The sequence below is a fragment of the Bradyrhizobium sp. USDA 4541 genome (assembly GCF_024171085.1).
GTDB classification, from domain to species: Bacteria; Pseudomonadota; Alphaproteobacteria; order Rhizobiales; family Xanthobacteraceae; genus Bradyrhizobium; species Bradyrhizobium australafricanum.
Genome location: NZ_JALJZF010000001.1, coordinates 2,948,779 through 2,966,899, shown reverse-complemented (window position 1 = coordinate 2,966,899; position 18,121 = coordinate 2,948,779). Strand labels below are relative to the sequence as shown.

The following is an 18,121-nucleotide window of genomic DNA, read 5'->3' as shown; positions in this document are numbered from 1 at the left end:
GTCCCTGGGTCACACCACGCCCATCTTCGGAAGGCGAACCGTCACGGCTCCAACGCGACCTGCAGGCCGTCGTCGCCCTCAACATGGACATAACGGGGTCCGATCGGACGCCCCCTGCCGCTGGCAACAGTGACAATGTCTTCCAGGGGAGCGGCGCGCGCATCCGCCTCAGGCCGGGACAACATCAGATCGGCGTGAAACAGCCCTTCCGACTCAAGACCGGTAGCATCGATGCCAAGAGCCGCCAGGCTTGCCAAGCAACTTTCAAACTCCTCAGCATCGCGAAAACGACGCTGGATAAAAGTCGCGCCGGCAAGACGCTCTGTCACAAGACCACGCTTCGCGAACGTCGCGGCTAGAGATTCGAACGGGAACATTCGTAGCACGAACGAAATGATCCATGGACGCTTCTCCGTCGCATCGAGAATCTTGCTGAACGTCTTCTCGGTGACGTAGCCGATACACCCAGTCGACATGATGACATCCGCGGATCGGACAAGATGCGCGCTGCCCGCCGAGAGCGCCTCCGTTTCAAGATCTGCGACAATGCCCTGCTCAAGCAGACCTACACCCGTCGCATACCTTATCGCCGGCGCCGATACATCGAGACCGATAAATCGCGCGAGACCGACATCCGGCCAAGCCGAATAAAAATTGCGATCGAGGCGCACCAATGTCTCAGAACCGATCGCCCTCATCTCGCGTCGGGCGTAGCGATGGCGCAAGCCCCCGAAAGTCAGTGGAAACCGATGCACCGCTGCGTTGATTCCGTATGAACAGCCAACATCAAGTACGGTCGGCTTAGCGCCGGTTTCTGAAACCTTCGCTGCCAGAATTTGGCGCACAACCGGCTCAGCCACGTCCGGGATCATGTAATCCAAATCTCCGAGGACAGAGAAATATGCCCTGGGATCATCCAGGGCATAAATATCATCGAAGACGGCCTTGGACTGATTGATGCGCGAAAAATGTGTTTGCAACCCGGTCTCCTATTTCAACTTGCAAGCCACTCGACGGCTGCTGCGTTCAAGTGCTTGATGCCCTATTGCAGAGATTGATCGACGCACAAACCCATTGCGCTTTTTTTCAACCTCGCTTCGTGGAACTGCGCTGCGCACTGATGTGCACGCGCGTATAACGCCGCCTCCTTTTCGAGACCATCGCCGGTTGGGGCGGCCTGATCTGCGGTCAGGATGATGTCGAAAATGCCAGTCGCTCTGGCAGAGAAGAGAATCAACTCTGGTGCTGCACGAATGAAAGCGTGTGGGCAGCCGGCCGCGATAGTCGACAATGCTGGTCAGGCACGGACGCGACGGTTGGGAAATCACGCTCACGTTGCGTGCCCGGTGGCGCCGGTCGCGGCACCGAAGAACATCTCGCAGAAGCATGGAACGCACTCGCGCCAGCACAGTTGCCGACAACAGGTTGAGACCGCGCCAATAGGAAGGCCGCTCAGATGGGAATGATTGGCCCGCGTAGTTGGCCGATGGATCGAACTCGGCCTACGGACAAGGCGCGCTGGAGCAGTTCCTCGGCAACGGCAACTCACGCACGTGGTTTGGGGGCCATGTTAGAAAATGCGCCAAGCCGCCACGCCGAGGATGAACCAAGCTTGAAGCTGATTTGGTGGAACAGCAACTCGCGCATACGCACAGGGCTATTGACGGTTTGCATCGCTCGCGAGGCCGATGTTCGGAACTTTGTCGGTTCCCCTGCAACGATGAGGCCCTGACAGCACTGAACGGACCGGGCTCCTCGCACGGTATCGTCAGCGAGATTGAGCGTTTCCAAGCGTCTCGAACACCGTCTGCTGCCACCAATCACCTTCGATTTGATCGAGTACGGCGAGATCGAGCATCGGCCGCAAGGCGCTGTCTTTGGGCAGTACGATCGCATAGCTCTCGCTGCTGAAGCTGGTATCGACGACGCGAGCCGAGGCCGAGAAGTCGCTGCGAACCATCCAGGTCAGCAACGGCTTGTCATGAACAAAGGCATCGATTGTCCCACGCCCCAGCGCGGAGAGGCCGCCTTGGATGTCCGGAAACGTTCGAAACGAAAGCCGCTGACGAGCGAGGTAGTCGGTCGTCGCGGAGTTCGCGACCGCGCCGACGCGCACGGAACGCAGGTCGTTGAAGCCGTGAACGGCGCCCTCGAGCCCTCTGCGCGTAAGGGTGGAGGTGATACCGGCGGTGAACACCGCAATCGCGATCACGGAAGCGATCATCCATCCCATTGCCACGATCCTGCCGGGGAGTGTTGTCGGCGCATTCTGAGCGGCCCCGGCTTGCGTCATGGCGATGGTCGACCACCAGAAGCTGGAGCCGAGTCCCTTGGCGCCGCCACCGAAGTGCTCCGTTTTGCGCCGTTCCAGCATCCAGATCAGGAATCCGACCGCCATTGCGAAACCAAGCAGCACCGCGACGGCCTGGAAGAATCCGAAAGAGAGAAGCGCCCGCCCGATCGCGACCCAGGGGTTTTCGTTGACCGGCACCGCAACGCCGAGCCCGGTGTTGTAGAACGGCTGCGTAAAATCGACTTTGCGCGCACGCTCGGCAGTCACTGTAACCGCCGCGACGCCAACATCGAATCTGCCGTTTGCGACGCCGTCCAGCAAATCCGGCACGCTCTGGGTTTCGACCAGGCGAAAACGTAGGTGTGCCTGATCGGCGATCCTTTTCCAGAGCGCGATGCTCATACCGCTCCAACTCCCATCCGGCTGCTTGATGGCAAATGGAGGGGCCTGCTTGGTCGCCACGACTAATTCCCTGTCACGGGCCGCGGCAGCTTGGGCGTGAAGGGCGCCGCAGCCGAACGCGGCCACCGCCAGCGCCAGGATGCATAACCAGACCGGTCGAATCGACGTCCGCTTGCGTTGCGAGATTGGATCTCCCCGCCTGGCGCGGTGGGCAGCCATCTCACACGACACCTCCCCCAAGTGGCGGTCGTGCAGAGCTGACGGGAAAGCCTCGAATGAACTCATTGCTCACCTCGATGCATACCGGGATTGCCGGCCGGAGCTTCGCTACTCTCTTGGCAGCATTCGTCACACGCCTGTCCGTCAAAACAAAGGCGAAGGAGTCTTCGGCCATGTCCGGAGGGCTAACTAACCTCAGGTTGAATTTCACAACGCAGACGCTCGATTGTCGACGTTGCGGGTGACGGCATCGCTTCTCTCAATTCAACAAAATCGCAAGCATCGGCATGAGCTGCGAGGCAGCGACAAATGACACCATAACGCTCAGGATACGAGAGTTTCGGCACCATCGAGGCGTTCGCGAAGACACCCGCTGGCGTGCGCGTGGTCTTTACGAAGAATGGAGCCCGGTTGGATGCTGAAGCCTCGCTTGCGGTTGTGGCGGTGGGTTGGGTCGCAGACACGAAGCGGCTGAACGTCGCGGCTAGCCTACTCCACCTACGGTGGGATCTTGGCCCGGGCTGCGGTGATGGCGGCAGCACAGCTCGGCTTGAGCATAGGCTGGCAAGCGCACCGGTTCGAGAATGTATCGCCTGCGACCCGCCAGTCGGGAGAGGTCGGGGAGCGTCGGTGACCTTCACGGTCGCCCGTCGCAAGGGAGATTTCCGCAAATCTCGGCAAGTATCGAGACGTTCGAACGGCCCACGGACACGGGCTAGCCGTCCCGACCAGTAAGCCGATCCTGGTCAACCCACAGCACTGAAAACCATCCAATCCCTGCAGTCGGGCAGCACCCCGCGACGGGCAGAACGGCTAATCCGTTTTGTTCGCGCTGATATCCCTTTCAGCGACGAACACGGTAGCCACCGCAACGAAAACGCTAGGCAATGGCGGCATTGGCGGGGTTATCAAGTCCATGCCATTGAATTTGCTTGGGATATCCCTCCTGCCGGGATCGCCCCGTCATTTCCCGGCCCAGTGTTTTCAATAGGTTGAGCCTCAATTTGGAAGTCGAGCTTGTTCAGAAGGCGCAGCCTCATGAAGACTGGAACGAAAGCAAGGTGTCGAAAGCCGAGAGAGCCAGTCACCGTCCTTTGGCGCGCGTTCGCGCCGCGTCATGCGCACGGCTCGGCCAGCCCTTCATGTGCACGTCGACATGCGTGTGAGTGACAAAGTCATCGCCTGTGGTCGCGCTCTTTCCGATCACGAACGGACCCGAAGTTTGACGATCATTGTGAACCACCCCACAGCCCGGATGCGGCCGAAGTGATAAAAGGCATTTTAGACATTGGACAAGACCGCTGACGGTCTCCGGCGGTCCGAGAACCGCAGGTTTGTTGATTTTCTCTCCAAGACAGGGTTCCATTCCGGCTCCATTGAGCCGAGGTCCTGCAATGCCTGCCGGAGCTGTCGCGAGGGAGCAAGCCGCCCACACGCCAAAATGGGTGAATGCACGCCTCCGGTCTCAAGAGTGGTCAAACAACCCCCGCGCGGACGCCCGGACCGCGGCAGTGCTGCTTATCGACATTGCCGGCTTCACAGCGAAGACCGACCGCGCTGCCGGCGACGGCGCTGAAAGCCTTACCTACTTCATCAACGATTGCTTTGCGATACTGGCCGACGTGATTGATTCCGAGGGAGGCGACATCGTCGCTTTCGCCGGTGACGCCATTCTCGCGATTTGGGTCGATCCGGACGCTGCCGTCGCTACCGCGCAGGCCGTGCGCTGCGGCCTTGCGCTGCGACAGGCCATGACCGCCGGGCCGGGCCGAGAAGCAATCAGTGCGCGCACGGCGGTGGAAACCGGCGAAGTGTTCTTCTGCAGGCTCGGCGGCTGGCAGGACAAATGGCACTATGTTGCAGCCGGAGAACCCTTTTACCGCATCGGCCTCGCTTATCAGAAGGCCGCGATCGGCGACATCGCGTTGTGTGCAAACGCCGCGCGGCTGTTGACGGGCTCGTGCGAACTCGAGCCCATGCCCTATGGGGCACGGCTCCTTGGAATGAACTCACCCGATGCCGTCGCACCGATAGACCGCACTATCTTCGGAAGCCACACGGGCAAGGCCGATGCCAGCGACTGGGTCGGCGAGTTTCGCACGCTCACAGTGGCGCGGGTCGGCCTCCCCGATTTCAATTTCGATGATGATTTCCTGACGAGACTGCAGGCCTTCGTCGTTGACGTCCAGCAAATCGCCGAACGGCTCGAGGGAACCGTTCATCAGGTCCTGATGGACGACAAGGGCTTGACTCTTACGCTCGTCTTCGGATTGGCTCCGCTTGCCCACGAAGACGATCCCTTCAGGGCAGTCGAGGCGTGTCTGCGCCTCCGTCGCCAGCTGGAAGCGAAGGCCATTCCGATTTCTGTCGGCCTGGCGACCGGCCGCCTGTTCTGCAGCAATTATGGCGGCCTCCATCAAAGGACGTTCGGGATTTTTGGGCAGGCGATCAATGTGGCCGCGCATTTCGCCGAGGCCGCACAGGGCGACATCGTCTGCGACGCCACGACGGCCCAGGCCGTCGGGCGCAGGATCGTGTTCAATCTGCTGCCACATCTCCAGGTCAAGGGGACGGGCGCATCGATGTTGGCGTTCAGTCCGGCGGCAGTGACCGACGATTTCCATGCTCCACCCCGGCGCACCATCATCGACCGCGTCAGCGAAACCGCGATGCTCAGGAGCTGTCTCGACGGTCTGAAGACAGGAACCGGTAAGCTCGTCCTCATTGCAGGCGAAGCCGGCATCGGAAAATCGCGCCTACTCGAAGACTTCATCGGATCGGCGCAGGCCGACAATCACGCCGTCCTGGTTGCAAATGCCACGGCGATCGAAAGATCGACGCCCTATTTCGTGTGGCGCGCCGTATTGCGGCAGATCTTGCAGTTTGAAGGACCGGGCGACGGACCGCGGGTTCGACGCGAATTGTCGGAAGCGCTGCTCGAAAACGAGTCGCTGCTGAATTGGCTTCCGCTGCTCGAAGAAGTCATTCCACTGGGATTTTCCGAATTCGCCTTCACCGAACAGATCGTCGGCTCGGCTCGCGCGAGCGCGATCGAAGAACTCGTGATCTTCATCCTTCGCCGATCGAGCGTTCGCATCCTCCTGATGGAGGACGTCCACTGGTTCGACGGCCCCTCGATCGAACTGCTTGGCGCCGTCGCGCGCCGGCTTTCGGACTTCCTGATCGTGGTTACTCAGCGGACCCAGACGACAGCGATCGCAGAGCAGCGTCTTGCCGTCGAACTCGCCTCATCGCTGCAGCTGCGGCTCGACCGGCTGTCGCGCGACGACGTGCGGCTGCTGGTGAAGCGGCGCCTGAGATCGTCCGAGGTTCCGCCGGAACTGGTGCGATATGTCTACGGTCATGCCAGTGGAAATCCGTTCTTCAGCGAGGAGCTCGCGCTCGCGCTCAGGGACACTGGAAAGATTCAGGTTACGCGGGGGATATGTTCGTTCGATGAACAGAGCCTCGCCGATTCCAGTATCTCGCTCTCGACCAGCGTTGAACGCGCAATCGTCAGCCGGATCGACCTGCTATCGCTCGACGACCAGCTGGTGCTCAAGGCCGCCAGCGCGGTCGGCGACGCCTTCTCCTCCGAGTTGCTGGATCAAATCGTCCCGGAGTTGTCCGCTGCCACCAAGGCGGAATGCATCCGCCGATTGATCGACTTCGACTTCCTGCAACTCGATCGCGAGACGCGGCCACTTTCCTTTGTGTTTAGGCACTCCATAACGATGGAGGTTGCCTATCATGTCTTGTCTTTTGCGCAGCGAAAAACCCTCCATCGGCGGATTGCCGGCTTCATCGAGCAGCATCACGCCGAGGAGCTGCAACCGAATTATGCGCGCCTGGCAAGGCATCTCGAGCTTGGCGGCGAGCCGTTGCGGGCGATCACTTACCTCGAGCTTGCGGCGCAACAGTCGCGCAACAACTCGGCAAATCGCGAAGCGATCCGTTACGTGGAGAAGCTATTCGATCTCACGCAGCGCGAAGCAATCCAGATCGGACGCAGCCGCAAAGCGGCTTGGGAGGTCATCCTCGGTGACGCTTGTCACGAATTGTCGGACTACGAGAGCTCCGCCAACCACTACCACCGCGCGATGGAGTTGCTTGGTCATCGTCTTCCGGCGAGCAAGACCGAACGAATCGGCGCGCTTGTTCGCAACGCCGCAACCCAGTTGAGGTTACGGTATACTTCGTCGAAACAAGTGGCCCTGGCTGAGCAGGACAGGTCCGACATGCAGCGCGTCGCTCATATGCACGAATTTCTGTCGGAGCAGTATTTCTACCAGAATGACTCGCTGGCCGTGCTCAACGGAACCCTGGCGTCGTTGAACCTGGCCGAGAAATGCGGCGCGACCCCGGAGACGATTCGAGGATACAGCGCGCTGGCGCTCGGAATGGGGATGTCCGGCATGGTGGGGATCGGCCGCAGCTACGCGGCGCGCGCGATCCAACTTGCGGAAGGTTACGGCTCGCTGCCCGAGATCGCGCGGGTCCGACTCGTGCTCGGCGTTCTCTCTTATGGCCTCGCCGAATGGGATAATGCCGAGGCGCATGGCGAGCATGCAAGACGTTGTTACGAGCGCCTGGGAGACCGAAAGCGTGCGCAGAACAGCGAGACGATGTTGATCTTCATCGCGCTGTTGCGGGGATATATTTCGCTCGCCGACGAGCGGCTTGCCAGGCTGTTCGCGGAACTCTCCGACGATTCCCCGCCGCAGATCCGCGCTTGGAGTCTTTCCTTACGGGCATTGATCGACATCACCCGGGGCGGGGCCGATACCGGATGCCTCGACAAACTGAAAGCGCTGGCAGGCCAGCGGTTGATCCGCACCGAACAATTGCTTTGCACGGGCGTGGCCGCGGCCGGCTATCTCGAGCGCGGCGAGGCCGCGGTCGCCCTTGAGCTTGCGGAACGGGGACTTCCAATCCTGCGCGAATGCGGCGTTGTGTGGGGCGGATATGCCTTCGGGCCGGCAGGAATCGCCGATGTCTTACTGAGCCATTGGGAGCAAGCTTCCGGCGCGGTCTCTTCGAACATTCAAAGCCAGGCGAAGCTGGCGTGCCGGGAGCTTTCCCGGCTCGCTCGAACATCGCCGATCTGCCGTCTCTACAGTCTGTTAATGAACGGCCGATTGTGCTTCCTGACCGGTCGACCGGCGCGGGCGCTCGAGAATTGGAAGCGCGCCGCCGAAGTGGCCGAGCTGCTGCAAACCCCCCGCGAGCAGGCGCAGGCGATCTATCGAATCGGCCTTGCGACCAGCGCGAGCGATCCTGAGCGTGAGTCTCGCCTGCGGCAGGCGGCCGACATCTTTGAACGCCTCGGCGCCGCCAAGGAGCTCGCCGAACTGAAACGTGTCCATCCATCGCCGTCGTCGCAATGGAGACAGGCTTGAGCCAGCGCCGCATCATCATCGTGGGCGGCGGAATGGCGGGACTTTCCGCCGCCTATCAGCTCAGCCTTACATCGGAATTGCGCAAGCAATATCACGTCACGGTCTATCAGCTGGGATGGCGGCTCGGAGGCAAGTGCGCCAGCGGGCGCGATGCGCAGGGCCGCAACATCGAGCATGGCCTGCATATCTGGTTCGGCCACTACCTGAACGCTTTCCAGATGTTGGCCGAAGTTTACCGAGACTTGCCGCGGAAGGGAGCGAAAGTCGATTTGAACACTTTGATTCTCCCACAGGGTTACACGCCGATCGGCGATCCCGATGGGGCCAAGCCGACCGTGTATGACGTCAACTTCCCGACATCGAAGAAAGTCGGTATACCCGGCAGAGAACCGGCTGACCTCAGCATCGCCAATTGTCTGTCGCACGCGATAGGGCTGTTGATCAACTTCCACGACTATGCGCTCGGGTCAGACTCGCCGATCGTCAAGCTCGACGAAGTTTCGATCGAAACGATCAAAATGCGCGACGACCCGCGGTTTCCCCCCTCAAGACTACTCGGTGTGGTGACGGCAAGAACCTGTCTGGAGATTGCCTCGGCATGGCTGTTGCATCTCGACGAAGACATGATCTCGTTTGGCCCCGCGGACATGGAATTAGTCCGCCGGGTGCTTCAGGGCGCTGCCGGCGCCAGTTGTCATATGACCTTTGCGAATACCGCAGCCGGTCACTTGTTCGACCAGGCCTTGCGACTAGCGTGGCCGCTGGTGGACGGCATTTTCGACGACATCGTGATTGAGCAACGATCCATCCAGCAGATGGACGGCGAGGACTTTCGCCGCTGGTTGGTTCGTCATGGCGCCGAGCCCTCACTGGTCAAGCAGTCGCCAATGGTAAGAGCGCTCTACGACACGATGTTTCAGTATCCGGACGGAGACATCGCCAACGCGAGCTACGGCGCAGGAACCGCAGTCCAGGTCCTGCTTCGAGCACTCGGAACCTATCAAGGAGCCGTGGCGTGGGAGCTGCAGGCCGGTGCAGGCGAAGTGATCGTCGCTCCCCTGTTCGAGATACTCAAGCAGCGAGACGTCGAGTTTCGGTTCTTTCACAAACTGACCGACATCAGGGTCTCGTCGGATGGGCGATCTGTCGATTCACTGCACTTTGACGTGCAGGCGATACCGAAGTCCGGCTATGAATGGACCGTGCCGATTGGCGATGGACTGTTCGGCTGGAGCAGCCAACCCGACTGGCTTCACCTCGACGTGCCCCCGAACGGCTGCGTTGATTTTGAATCGTTCTGGTGCAACGAGCGGGTCGGCACCGACGTAAAGACACGCGTCGACGATTTCGACGATGTCGTCCTGGCGATACCGCTCGGCGCTTTCAAGAAGTTCACGGGCAACAAAAGTGTCGAGCGACCGCCCGGACCAGGCCTATCTGCCATTGAAGCAATGCACGAGCCGTTCGACGACCTTTACAACTACAGCACCGGCTTCTGGAATATGGCGGCAAAGCTTCGCCTGGTGCCCAGCATCGCAGTTCAGCTCTGGAGCACGCGCTCGCTTGCCGACCTCGGCTGGTCCGGACAAAAGCCCGCGCTGGTGTCAGGCCCCAATCCTCTCGACATCTGGGCGGACATGTTCCAGCTCCTGCGGTATGAGCGCCGCGCCCCTCCTCCCTACTCGCTTCACTACCTCTGTGACGTCTTCCCTTCGAAATTGTACGCAGCGCCGCAGACAAGCCGGCATGCCCAGGAGATGGCAAATCTGCTCGCCTATCTCAAGACGCTGGATTGGCTCGAGCACAAGGCTAAATTCATCTGGCCGAAGGTGATGACGAATGGTGCGTTTGACTGGACCGTGCTTTACGACGATCAGGATCGCCACGGCTATCGCCGGATCAGGGCGCAGCACGTCAAAGCCAATATCAGTCCCTGGGACTGCTGTGTCGCGACCGCGGCCGGCACCAGCGCCTGGCGCCTGAAGACCGACGAATCCGGCTTCAAGCACCTGTACCTCGCCGGAACCTGGATCGACACCGGCTTCAACACCGAATGCGTTGAAACAGCCGTGATCTCGGGAATGCAGGCGGCGCGCGCGATCACCGGCGCAGAGCTCGAAATTCCCGGCGAGCGTTTCCTTCACGCTACCCGACAATTTGTGTCTCTCTGTGATGTTATGCGCAGCTGCGCGCCCGCCCCCGCTGAATGAGGATCGGCCGCATGGCGCTCAGAAAGATTGCAATCCTGGGAGGCGGTGTCGCGGCGCTCAGCGCGGCGTTCGAGCTGACGGAGCAAGATCCGCAGCATCAACTGTTCGACATCACCGTCTACACGATCGGCTGGCGGCTTGGCGGCAAGGGAGCGGTCGGCCGCGACAAGGAAAAAGGATATCGCGCCGAAGAACACGGACTTCATGTCTGGACCGGTTTCTACGATAACGCATTCGAACTGGTCGACCGGCTTTATGCCGCGATGAACGATCTCGATCTCAGCCCGCCGTTCGGATCACGCGAGAACGCCTTCGAGGGCCTCGATCGATCCGTGCTCATGGAGCCGTTCAATTCCGGTTGGACTTCATGGACTATCGACATTCCACCCCATGAAGGTATTCCCGGCACACCGCGTCCCGCAGTCTCGCTCGTCGATTTTCTGCGCTCCCTGCTCGAATGCTCGGTGCAGCAGAGCCAGTCGATCGCTGGTTTCACCGACCAATGGCCGGCGGGGACCCAGCACTCCGCCGTGGCGGCCGGAACAACCGACGGTCCGTTCAGAACGGCGCGGGCGAAGATCGATATCCTGCCGCAGGATCCCAGGGCGGTCAGCCCGAGTGACGCCGCCGAACTACAGACGATACTAAGGCATGCGCGGACTCAGCTCTGCGACAAGCCGCCATCAGCTGCGATGTCTCGCGACCCGCGCGAGATCGTGGCGGAGGTCGCTCTGACGATCGCGATCGGCATGTTGAGCGACGGCGTGCTGTGGCAGGGCTTCGACTGCATCGACCATCAGGAGTGGACCGATTGGATGAGGTCGAACGGTTGCTCGGATTCGACGCTGGATTCCGCCATTATCCGTGGCTGCTATGATTATGTGTTCGGGTTCTTCGGTAGCCGCCACACGCATGAATACGGGAATGTCATTCCCTGCAGGAACGTGGCGGCAGGCACCGGCACCCGCATCCTGTTGAAGCTGCTCTTCACATATCGCGGGTCGTTCTTCTACCTTCTCAAGGCGACCATGGGCGAGCTGCTGTTCGCTCCGCTCTACCAGGTCCTCACGAAACGCCATGTCAAATTCGAATTCTTTACCAAGGTCGAGCACATCGGACTGTCTCAAGACAAAGCTTCGATCGAGTTCATCGACACCACCGTGCAGGCGACCACCCACTCCGGCAATTCTTACGATCCGCTGATCTGGATCGGCGCAGACGGCACAATCCCGAGCTGGCCTTCCCATCCAGACTACTGTCAGCTGGTCCAAGGACGGGATCTGCGGGACCAAAGAATAGACCTGGAATCGGCGTGGACGAAGTGGCCCGGCGTCGCCCCTCCCCGAAAGCTGCTGCGAGGGAGGGATTTCGACGATGTCGTGCTCGGCATCGGCATCGGCGCATTTTGCACGATATGCAGCGACCTGATCTGCCACACGCCCGGCTGGCGAGAGATGGTCGATGCCATCAAGACGACGGCGACGGTAGCCTTTCAGGCATGGACAAGCGTCGGCATGCGAGAGCTCGGTTGCAAGCAGGATCGAACGGCTCTTTCGGGATTCGTATTGCCGCTCGACACCTGGGCCGACCTCAGCCTGATGTTGCCACTGGAAAAATGGCCTCAATCGCCTCCCAAGGGGTTGGCATATTTCGTTGGCTCCCTGGTCGACGATCCCCTGCATCCGCCGCCCCCGTTCTGCAAACACAGTTATCCGGCCAGGATGCTCGCGCGGCAAAGGCGAAGGATGCTGCACTGGGTCGAGAGCAACCTTCACTTCCTATGGCCCGGAATTGAAGGCCCCGGCCATGCCATTCGTTGGGAGCGATTCTTCGACTATCGTGCTTATTCCCCCCCGACTCGAAGGCGGTTCTTCGCGCAATATCCGAGGGTGAACATCAATCCCTCGGACCGATATGTGCTATCGGTTCCCGGCAGCGTGTTCAAACGCATGGAGGCCGGCAAGTCGGGGGTCGACAATCTCTTTCTCGCCGGCGACTGGGTTCGTACCGGTATTAATGCGGGTTGTATTGAAGCATCGGTCATGGCGGGCCGCGCCGCGGCAGCCGCAATTGCAGGAGTAGATATTGCCATGCCAAACGCCAACGACTTCAACGACGTTTCGCTGCCAACCGCCTTGTTGCCGGCATTGGACCTGTTGCGCAAGCTTGCCACTAACGCCGTCGCCGGTACCGGCGAAATCGAGGCGTTTTGCGTCGTCCAACAACGGCCGCGCTGCGAACTCGAGAAGATGCTACCCGATGGGCTGACACTCCTCGAACCTCCAGCGCCCCACAGCACGATCAAGACAGCGCATCACGGCGCGTCGTCCGATGCAGAGGGCAAGACGGAAAGGACACCGGAGATTATTCCCGAGCCACCGCATCATGTCGTCCTGATCTTTGCCCGGCAACGCAACGTGCGTCCAGGACCACTACCCTTCGGCGGCGCGCACTACCTCGAAATCGCCCAGCTGATTCCCGACGTTATCCATAAGAACGCACCTTCATTACAGAACGTCCTGTTCAGCTACATGCCGCATTTGTTCGTGAGCTCGCTGGCAGCCACGTTGATCGGCCAGAATTTTTACGGCTTCAACAAACAGGTCGCACGAATCCAGGATGATAATGACTCCTTCTCCATGCGAAGCTCATCCGGCACCATAAGAACCTGGTTCGAGCGCGACGGCGTGCCCGGTGGCATCGACAGCTATCTCGTCATCAAGCAACTCCGCGACAAACTGGATCAGCCTCTGGTCGGCGTCCAGCCGGATGGCAATTTCATCTACTCGATGCTGAAATACGGTCTTGGCGGTGCGGTCGTTCAACCCATCAAGGGCAAGGTCGCGCTATCCTCGCCTTTCGCTCATAAGGCAGAGGAGATCGAACTCGCACCGATCTCAAAGCCGCCGCAAAAGGACGACTCCTGGGGATTCCGGTTCATCGCGCCTTGGACGCTCAGCCTGCCCTTCAACTTTCCGACGGGGCAGCCGAGCTCGAGCGCAAGAAATCTGGCGCGGGCCACCGGCGAGTACAGCACGGCATTGCTGGGCCGTATCTTGGTACGACGCTGACGGCCGGGAAGCTTGGCGCCACTAATTCGCTCAATGGTCGCCAAGGCACCGCACTCGTACGAAGGTCTTAGAGTAACGACCGCCATCAAAACGGCGAGAGTCGAGCATGAGGATGCAGCGCCCCCACCCGACAGCTGAACGCCAGGCAGTTTTTCACTCGTTACTCGTGCCTTGGCCGCAGAGCGCGCTGGCCCCCGAGCTGGCGGACCGCGTGGAAGGTACCATCCCTTTGGAGGCTGGATAAGGCGGTGAACCGCGACGTTATGACGAATGCCGCATGGTAGCGGGGGGAGCGCTACCGCCTTTCCGCACAGCCAGAAAACCTACGGTACCTTCTGAAATCTTTCGCCTAAAGCCGCCTCAACGCGACCTCCTATCGCGCTAAGATGATCGAGAAGCCGGTCTCCATTCAGATTGGAAGTCTTCGAATCTCGGCAATGTTTTCTGGTGCTATTCCGATATTTTGCAGCCTTTCGGGCTATTGAGATCATTAGAGAATTTTGCTTTGTCGGAATGGGCCACGCGTGCCGGCAACAGGGATCGGACGATGGACCGCGCGTCTCGCCGGGCGCGCTGAGCCCTGCGTGGCGCCTATGCTCATCTTGGCAGCCCAACACTAGTGAGTAGCTGCTCGACGCTACGGTCGAGAGAGCTGAGCGGCGAACGCACTCAGGTTTGTGCGCCGGGAACTCTCGAGACCTTCGTTGACTCCAAGGATTGTGAGCTTTTCGCAGCCCTCTTCAGACCGAAATTGTGGTTTAGGTAGTAGTACTTTCTATTGGTGGCCCGACCGTCGCCTTCGTCGCTGGGGTTACGAAGCACGAATTCCCGGACCAGATCGTCCTTCACGCCGAAGACGACATCGGAATCGAGGTACTGGTCGCCTGCGACGAAGATGTGCGTCACTAATTGCTCGAAGCCCGGGGCGGAAATCATGAAGTGCACGTGTGCCGGCCGCCAAGGATGCCGGCCCTGTGCCTCTAGCATTTCGCCGACTGGGCCGTCGTGCGGTATCGGATAGGCTGCCGGCTTGATCGACCAAAAATTAAATCGACCGCTGGCGTCGGTGCGGAAGCGGGCCCTCATCGCCAGCCCCCCGATCTCACCGAGTTGCTGCACGTCGTAATTACCATCGTCGTCGGAATGCCAGACATCGACCGATGCGCCGGCAAGGGGGAGACCGTCGACGGTCGAAACCGAGCCCGTGACGAAAAGCGGATCGCCTTCGACGCCGTTGGAGATGTCCTCCCCCAATTTCCCTTCTGGAGCGTCCTGAACGAAGAACGGGCCGAGCACCGTGCTTTCCGTCGCGCCGGGCACCGAAGAAACATTGATCGCGTCGACCAGCATCGAGACGCCCAGAGTATCCGAGAGCAGAATGAACTCCTGGCGTTTGTCGTCGCACATTTGACCGGTCCTCGTGAGGAAGTCGATGCCGTATTCCCATTCCTTTTGGGTGGGACGCACCTCGCGTACAAACGCATGGAGATGTCGCACCAGGGCCTCGCTGATCTCTCGAATGCGGGCATTCGTTGCGCCCTGCAGTCGCTCAAGCACCGCATAAGTGATCGTATCTTCGTTGAAGTTGCGCATTATCACTCCGTGGGTTGAGTTCGCTTTGTTTGGCGGAAGAGAGCATCGTCTCCTAAGGTACGGCAGGCGGTTCGCCTGCCCAAGCGCGGGCGATAAGGTCTCGGATTGCGTCGCGCTCGAGAGAACGGGGATTCCAATAGGCGTCGACTATCGCAAGGTCCGCCGCACGGTCGATACCATCTTCCGGCATACCGATCTCGCGCAACCCGCGCTTCGTGCCTAGTCGCCGGCTTAGATCGAATAACCCGGTGGCTGCGTTGTTCGCGTCTACTGCCTTGGCGATGCGAGCCGCGGCGTCGGGGGCTGCCGCCGCATTATAGGCCAGCGCATGCGGGAGAACGATGGCGTGCATTTCCGAATGCGGAAGATCGAACCGACCACCGAGCACGTGACAAAGCTTGTGATGCAGTGCCATTCCGACGGTACCGAGACAAACCCCGCAAAACCATGCGCCGTAGAGTGCTTCGGTGCGCGCGTCGTGATCGTCGCTTGTGACGGCAATCACGGGCAACGCATGTGCAAGGGCACGGATGCCCTCTTCCGCCATCAGCGAGATCACGGGATTGGCCTCTTGAGCATAGAGCGCCTCCGCGGCATGGGCGATCGCATTGATGCCCGAAGTCGCGGCAAGCTTAGCAGGTAAGGTCATCGTCAGGTCGACGTCGTAGACAACCGTTTCCGGCAGCACGGCCGCACTGCGTAGGGTTGTCTTCCGTCCATCGCGGGTTTCTCCGAGAATCGGAGTCATTTCGGAGCCCGCATAAGTGGTGGGAATGCAGAGCTGATTGACGCCGGTGCGCAACGCTAACGCCTTGCCGAGGCCGATGGTCGATCCGCCGCCGAGCGAAATGACACAGTCCGCCTGGCACGTCCTCAGCGCGGTCAATGCCCGCTCTGTCACCTCGACCGGCGTATGCATCGTGGCGTCGGAGAATATGCCGGCACAGAGCGACCCAAGCTCGTCCGCGAGCGAGACGCCCTGCGTCATTTGTTGCGAACTGGTCAACACCAGAGCTCGTTTGCCACCGAGGCGTCTGACCTCGGCGTTGACGGTACCCAGCGTGCCACTGCCGAAGACAACGCGACACGGAAGACTTTCGTACGTGAATGATCCGATCATGCCAGCACTGTTCTTATGAGAGCGTAAGTTGGCAGCCCGATCCGTGGGTCGCTCAAGTTCGAGGGCATCGCAGCGGTTGCCGCGGCGCCTTGCAAATCCGTATCGAGTAGATTCAAGTCCGAAATGTGAGGGGTTGGTCGATGGCGGAGCGCTGCCACCTGCCGGCCTGTCACTGAAGAGAGCCCTCGACGCTCGGGCTTTCGCCCGAGCGCTTCAGGATGTTTTCTACTCGGCGGCCGTCGACATATAACCGTCGCGCTGGTCCTGCGCCTTGGCGTATTCGGGTTGGAAGCGCACATTGGCGTAGTGCGAGTTCTTCTGTGCCTCTGCAGCTCGCTTGCCGAGTTCTGCCGTATCGCCGAAGCCGAGAACCTGCCGAGCCAACTCGGTCAATGGACCGTCTACCTGGTACTCCGTGCGTTGCATCGTGAGCAGATTGATGAGGTAGAGCGGCGTTCCATTGAACTTCTCAAACATCTCGTGCCTGTTGCCCCATTCGGTCAGGAACCGCTCGCTGATCTGACGGAAGATCTTGATGCGGTCGTACGCGCTGATCTCGGCACCGCGCAAAGCCTCGGAAAGCTTCGGACCGATGTAGGGGTCCTCCAGCTCTTTTCTCGACGGTTGGATCACGACGCCGCGGCCGCAGAAATCGATGAGCAAGTTGACCATCTTGTTCTGATTTTCAAGATAATAGGCACGGCCGAAGTCGATGTAGATGTTGTTCGGCTTGAAAAGACCGCCGGGCGTCGCGAAGCCGGTTTCTTCGGCGGCGATCATGAATGCACGGCACGTCTCGCGGAAGCGGATGAGTTCAGCGAGCTGGGCCTGTACGACCGGATTGGTGCTGGTACCCAGCGATTGCGTTAGGAGCAGCGCGAGACCAACCATCAGTTCGGCGTGGACGCAATGCCGGATCTGAGTCTCGAGATGCACCCAGTCGAACTGCCGCTGCGGATACCACTTGGCATGATCGGGATTACCGACGTGTTGGACGCGGTCCCAGGGAATCAGGACATCGTCGAAGTACACCATCGCATCCAATTCGTCTCCGATCGTGGCCAAGGGACGATCGTACGGATCGGCATCTGGCTGAGCGTTCGATTTACGGGCGACGACCGAGATGCCCTTCGTGGCGATCGGTACCAGCGCGTAAACGGTCTGCTCGGGCGTCTGACCGGGGCGCCAGAGGTTTCCAATGAGGAGGTGGTTGACGAACGGAACGGAAGTGCCGATCGCCTTCCAGCCTCGTACCAGAATGCCGTCATCGCGCTCTTCGATGATCTTGAGCATCGGCGTCTCGGCCATCGCATTGTCGCGGCCGCGATCGAACTGCACGTCGAGGAACATCGGCGAGATGGCCAGATCCTGCGAAGTCACTTCTTCCCACTGCCGTTGGATGTTGCCGGAGAGATCGCGCTTCTTTCCGGAGAAGCGGGAGTTTTCCGACCAGGGCTTCTGATCGTCCACCTGGGTAAACATCACGACGTTCATGCCGGCAGGCGGCCTGGTGAAGATGCCGCCCTTGAAATGGCGGCAGAGGAAGTCGCAGTATTGCCGGCGCTTGACGACGTCCTCTTTGCTGCGCGGTAGGAACCAATGCATCGACTGGCGGTTACCGTGCTTGTCGATGAAGGTCGCAATTTCCTGGTTCTTCGGATCGAGGTGGAGATCGTAGTATCCGGCGATGGCTTGGGCATAGCCCTTAGTCGCAGGGTGAGTCGTGACGTCCTCGATCAGTTCGCCTCCGACATAGACTTTCCGGCCGTCGCGGAGCGACTCCAGGTATTCATTCCCGCTTCTCATTTCTATTC

General features: G+C 60.2%; 8 protein-coding genes. 3 read left to right on the top strand and 5 right to left on the bottom strand.

The features are described 5' to 3' along the window. Window positions 1-41: 41 nt before the first annotated feature. Together J2R80_RS13970 and J2R80_RS13965 are read right to left on the bottom strand one after the other, a co-directional pair. Window positions 42-980 carry a class I SAM-dependent methyltransferase gene (locus J2R80_RS13970; protein ID WP_253638748.1) on the bottom strand — a complete coding sequence of 313 codons (939 nt, stop codon included), beginning with the start codon at window positions 978-980 and terminating at the stop codon, window positions 42-44. Between the two features lie 788 nt (window positions 981-1,768). Continuing rightward, window positions 1,769-2,980, bottom strand: coding sequence for a transporter substrate-binding domain-containing protein (locus tag J2R80_RS13965; RefSeq protein ID WP_253638747.1), 1,212 nt, complete (start codon window positions 2,978-2,980; stop codon window positions 1,769-1,771). Between the two features lie 1,445 nt (window positions 2,981-4,425). Here J2R80_RS13965 and J2R80_RS13960 point away from each other — a divergent pair. The 3 genes from J2R80_RS13960 to J2R80_RS13950 are packed head-to-tail and all read left to right on the top strand — an operon-like array spanning window position 4,426 to window position 13,594. Continuing rightward, a complete protein-coding gene (locus J2R80_RS13960; RefSeq protein ID WP_253638746.1) occupies window positions 4,426-8,313 on the top strand; it encodes an AAA family ATPase in 3,888 nt (1,295 codons plus the stop codon). Beyond that, the gene (locus tag J2R80_RS13955) at window positions 8,310-10,523 is read left to right on the top strand and encodes an FAD/NAD(P)-binding protein (protein WP_253638745.1); all 2,214 of its coding nucleotides are present in this window, start codon (window positions 8,310-8,312) and stop codon (window positions 10,521-10,523) included. The genes J2R80_RS13960 and J2R80_RS13955 overlap by 4 nt, the downstream gene beginning before the upstream one ends. Window positions 10,524-10,534: 11 nt before the next feature. Continuing rightward, window positions 10,535-13,594: an NAD(P)-binding protein gene (locus tag J2R80_RS13950; protein WP_253638744.1), complete on the top strand. Its 3,060-nt coding sequence runs from the start codon at window positions 10,535-10,537 to the stop codon at window positions 13,592-13,594. Window positions 13,595-14,263: 669 nt separating this feature from the next. Here the strand turns inward: J2R80_RS13950 and J2R80_RS13945 are convergent. The 3 genes from J2R80_RS13945 to J2R80_RS13935 all read right to left on the bottom strand — a co-directional run bounded on the left by J2R80_RS13945 (window position 14,264) and on the right by J2R80_RS13935 (window position 18,113). Then, window positions 14,264-15,187, bottom strand: a complete 924-nt coding sequence (locus J2R80_RS13945) for an intradiol ring-cleavage dioxygenase (protein ID WP_253638743.1) — start codon at window positions 15,185-15,187, stop codon at window positions 14,264-14,266. Between the two features lie 52 nt (window positions 15,188-15,239). Further along, complete coding sequence (locus J2R80_RS13940) at window positions 15,240-16,307, bottom strand: maleylacetate reductase (protein ID WP_253638742.1); 1,068 nt, start codon at window positions 16,305-16,307, stop codon at window positions 15,240-15,242. A 225-nt stretch (window positions 16,308-16,532) separates the two neighbouring features. Then, window positions 16,533-18,113: a 4-hydroxyphenylacetate 3-hydroxylase family protein gene (locus J2R80_RS13935; protein WP_168855299.1), complete on the bottom strand. Its 1,581-nt coding sequence runs from the start codon at window positions 18,111-18,113 to the stop codon at window positions 16,533-16,535. Window positions 18,114-18,121: the final 8 nt, after the last annotated feature.